The sequence below is a fragment of the Aquipuribacter hungaricus genome (genome assembly GCF_037860755.1).
Classification (GTDB): Bacteria; Actinomycetota; Actinomycetes; order Actinomycetales; family JBBAYJ01; genus Aquipuribacter; species Aquipuribacter hungaricus.
In genome coordinates, this window is sequence record NZ_JBBEOI010000312.1 from 1 (window position 1) to 3,492 (window position 3,492).

3 protein-coding genes are annotated in these 3,492 nt (G+C 76.2%); all 3 read left to right on the forward strand.

Annotated features, from left to right (window positions below):
* On the forward strand, positions 1-1,337 hold a 1,337-nt coding region (locus WCS02_RS18770), incomplete at its 5' end, for a UDP-N-acetylmuramoyl-tripeptide--D-alanyl-D-alanine ligase (protein ID WP_340295811.1).
* The gene (mraY, locus tag WCS02_RS18775) at positions 1,334-2,419 is read left to right on the forward strand and encodes a phospho-N-acetylmuramoyl-pentapeptide-transferase (RefSeq protein ID WP_340295812.1); all 1,086 of its coding nucleotides are present in this window, start codon (positions 1,334-1,336) and stop codon (positions 2,417-2,419) included. The genes WCS02_RS18770 and mraY, both read left to right, overlap by 4 nt.
* Positions 2,416-3,492: Mur ligase family protein (locus WCS02_RS18780; RefSeq protein WP_340295813.1), on the forward strand; the 1,077-nt coding region annotated here is incomplete at its 3' end. The genes mraY and WCS02_RS18780, both read left to right, overlap by 4 nt.

Genomic DNA, 3,492 nt, shown 5'->3' on the forward strand with positions numbered 1-3,492 from the left:
CGGCCGTCCTCGCCGAGCGCGAGCCCGACGGCCCGCTCGACGGCCCGGTGGTCGTGGTCGGCGACGGCGTCGCGGCGCTCACGGCGCTGGCCGCCGCCCACCACGCGGACCTGCGCTCGCGCGGGCTGCGGACGGTCGGCATCACCGGCAGCGCGGGAAAGACGACGACCAAGGACCTGCTCGCCGAGGTGCTCCGCCAGGGCCTGCCCGGGGGCACCGTCGTGGCGACCCACGGCTCGTACAACAACGAGATCGGCCTCCCGCTCACCGTCCTGCGCGCCGGCACCGCCACCCGCGTGCTCGTCCTGGAGATGGGTGCCCGGGGCCCCGGGCACGTCCGGCACCTGTGCGAGGTCGCCCGCCCCGACGTCGCCGTGGTCCTCGGCGTGGGCAGCGCGCACCTGGGCGAGTTCGGCAGCCGCGAGGCGATCGCCCTGGCCAAGGGCGAGCTCGTCGAGGCGCTCGACGCCTCCCGCCCCGGGTCCGTCGCCGTGCTCGGCGGGGACGACCCCGTCGTGCGCGCGATGGCGTCGCGGACGACCGCCCCGGCCGTGCTCGTCGGCGAGGGCGAGGGCACCCAGGTCCGGGCGCTCGACGTCGACCTCGACGCCGACGCCCGGCTCCGCTTCGACCTGCTCGACGCCCGCCCCGCCGCCGCGCCCGGGCAGGCACCGGTCCCGGTGCGGCTCGGCCTGGTCGGGGAGCAGCACCTGGTCAACGCCCTCGCCGCCGCCGCGGCCGCCCTCGAGCTCGGCCTCCCGCCGGAGGTCGTCGCCCGGGCGCTCGGCGAGGCCCGCCCGGCCAGCCGCCACCGGATGGAGGTCGTCGACCGGCCCGACGGCATCCGGGTCGTCGACGACGCCTACAACGCCTCGCCCGAGGCGGTCGCCGCCGCGCTGCGCGCCCTGGCCCACATGGGGCGCTCCGCGCGGCCGCCGCGGCGGACCTGGGCCGTCCTCGGCGAGATGCTCGAGCTCGGCGAGCACAGCCGCGTGGAGCACGACCGGGTCGGCCGCCTCGCGGTCCGGCTCAACATCGACCGCCTCGTCGCCGTCGGCCAGGGGGCCCTGCACTACGACCAGGGCGCCACGCAGGAGGGCAGCTGGGGCGAGGAGTCCGTGCTCGTCGACGACATCGACGCCGCCCGCCGCCTCCTGGCCGACGAGCTCCGCCCCGGTGACGTCGTCCTGCTCAAGGCGAGCAACTCCGTGGGCCTGTGGCGCCTGGCCGACGAGCTCGCCCGCGGCGGCAGCCCTGCCTCACCCGCCGCCGCACAGGCCGACCCCCCGGGCGCCCCGCCCCGCACCGCGCACCCCGACGAGGAGCCCCCCCGATGAGGACCGTCCTCGTGGCCGCCGGCACCAGCCTGGTCTTCACCCTGCTGGCCACCCCGCTGTTCATCCGCCTCCTGGTCCGCCAGGGCTACGGCCAGTTCATCCGCGACGACGGCCCCACGACGCACCACACCAAGCGGGGCACGCCGACCATGGGCGGGCTCGTCGTCATCCTCGCCGTCCTCGTCGGCTACACCCTCGCCCACCTGGTCACGCTGCGGCCGCCGTCGTGGTCGGCGCTGCTCGTGCTGTTCCTCATGACCGGGCTCGGCCTGGTCGGGTTCGCCGACGACGCCACGAAGATCCGCAACCAGCGCAGCCTGGGGCTCCGGCCGTGGCAGAAGCTGCTCGGCCAGTCCCTGGTCGCGGTCACCTTCGCCGTGCTCGCGCTGCAGCTGCCCAACCGCCAGGGCCGCACCCCCGCCTCGACGGAGATCTCGTTCATCCGCGACATCCCGGCCCTCGACCTCGCCGTCGCCGGCGGGGTGGTCGGCACGGTGCTGTTCGTCGTCTGGGCCTACCTCATGATCGCCGCGACCTCCAACGGCGTGAACCTCACCGACGGCCTCGACGGGCTCGCGACCGGGGCCAGCCTGTTCGTCTTCGGGGCGTACACGCTCATCGGCGTCTGGCAGTCCGGGCAGTCCTGCGGCCTGGCCGAGGCGGCGTCGCGCTGCTACGAGGTGCGCGACCCCCGCGACCTCGCCGTGGTGGCGGCCGCCCTCATGGGGGCCTGCTTCGGGTTCCTGTGGTGGAACGCCTCGCCGGCCAAGATCTTCATGGGCGACACCGGCTCGCTCGCCCTCGGCGGGGCCGTGGCCGGCCTGGCCATCACCACCCGCACCGAGCTCCTGCTCGTCATCCTCGGCGGGCTGTTCGTCATCATCACCGCGTCGGTGATCATCCAGGTCGCGGGCTTCAAGATGACCGGCAAGCGCGTGTTCCGGATGGCCCCGCTGCAGCACCACTTCGAGCTCAAGGGCTGGAACGAGGTGACCATCGTCATCCGGTTCTGGATCATCGCCGGGCTGTGCGTCGGCACCGGGCTCGGGGTCTTCTACGCCGAGTGGGTCGCCGGCTCGTGAGCGGCGGCGCTGCCCCCGCGCCCGACGGCGGCCGCCGCGGCGCCGAGCGGGTCGACGGCCTCGCCTGCGACCTCACCGGGCTGGTGGCCGTCGTGGCCGGGCTCGGGCTGTCCGGGTTCTCCGCCGCCGACGCCCTCCTCGAGCGCGGCGCGGCCGTCACCGTCGTGGACGACCGGGTGCCCGCCGAGGGCAGCCCCGCCGCGGAGCGGGCACGGCTGCTGGAGCTGCTCGGCGCCCGGGTGCTCGCCGGGCACGACACCCACGAGGGGGCACAGGACCTGCTCGCGGGGGCGGACCTCGTCGTCGCCTCGCCCGGCTGGCGGCCCGACCACCCCGTCCTGCTCGCCGCGGCGGGGGCCGGGGTCACGGTGTGGGGCGAGGTCGAGCTCGCGTGGCGGCTGCAGGGCGGCACGGCCGGGCCGCCGTGGCTGGTCGTCACCGGGACCAACGGCAAGACCACGACGGTCGAGCTGCTCGGCCACGTGCTGCGCGCCTCGGGGCTGCGCGCCCGCACGGCGGGCAACATCGGCACCCCGCTGGTCGACGTCGTCCGGGACACCGCGCCGGACGGCTCGCCCGGGCACGACGTCGTGGCCGTGGAGCTGTCGAGCTTCCAGCTGCACCTGGTGCGCACCGTCTCCCCGTACGCGTCGGTCTGCCTCAACCTCGCGCCGGACCACCTGGACTGGCACGGCGGCGAGCAGGCCTACCGCGACGCCAAGGCGCAGGTGTACGAGCGCACCCAGGTGGCCTGCGTGCACAACCTCGACGACCCGGTGACGACGCAGATGGTCCGAGAGGCCGACGTGGTCGAGGGCTGCCGCGCCGTCGGCTTCGGCCTCGGCACGCCCGCCGTGGGCGACGTCGGCGTCGTCGAGGACCTGCTCGTCGACCGTGCCTTCATCGACGAGCGCGCGTCGGCTGCCGCGGAGCTGGCCCGGGTGGAGGACCTCGCCGGGCTCGCCGGCAGCCCGGTGCCCGCGCACGTCGTCGCCAACGCCCTCGCCGCCGCCACCCTGGCCCGCGCCCTCGGCGTGCCGGCCGAGGCCGTCCGCGACGGTCTGCGGGGCGCC

Excerpts from the sequence above, each read along its gene's own strand:
- mraY (WP_340295812.1), top strand. The coding sequence starts at position 1,334 with ATGAGGACCGTCCTCGTGGCCGCCGGCACCAGCCTGGTCTTCACCCTG.